This window comes from Vibrio sp. YT-19(2023), assembly GCF_033337395.1.
In genome coordinates this window covers 1-559 of sequence record NZ_JAWOQN010000934.1, presented here as the reverse complement: position 1 = coordinate 559, position 559 = coordinate 1, and the positions used below count along the sequence as shown (strand labels likewise).

1 protein-coding gene is annotated in these 559 nt (G+C 47.4%); it reads right to left on the bottom strand.

Annotation, left to right across the window (positions count from 1 at the left end; genetic code table 11):
* On the bottom strand, positions 1-559 hold a 559-nt coding region (locus R7E78_RS29275; RefSeq protein WP_411913788.1), incomplete at both ends, for an MFS transporter.

Genomic DNA, 559 nt, shown 5'->3' with positions numbered 1-559 from the left:
TAAAGAATCGCAGCGCCACCGATGGCATAAACGATGTTTTGACCAATATCCATGTTTGAGAACATGAAGAACACCAACGCGATCATGGCGACGGAAATCAGTGCGAAGAATACCCAGTTTTTCAAGCTTACCGCTTTTTGGTCAAGTTCAGCGGCTACACCAGTTAGGCTCTTTCTGAACATCAATAACATCACAAGCGCAGCGCCTGCCATGACGGCAGAGATGGTAAAGCCGCCGTTAAAGCCAATTACCAGCACGATCATCGGGAACAGGTACTGGCCTAAAAAAGCGCCGACATTGTTCACGGAATAGTTGATTGGGTAACCTTTTTCGAAATCTTCTTGTGATTTAAAAGTGCGTTTGTAAAGACTTGGGTAAGAAGGTGACATCAAACCACGGCCGTAGCTTGCTAGAGCGATACCACACATCGATAAAGGAACGTTTGTCGCCGAAGCACCAAGTACCAGCAAAACGTAACCCGCAGCGAACGCCAGAAAGGCGATGGACAGAGAGCGGTAAGCTCCTAAAAACTTATCCGCAATAAATCCGCCAGCGATGG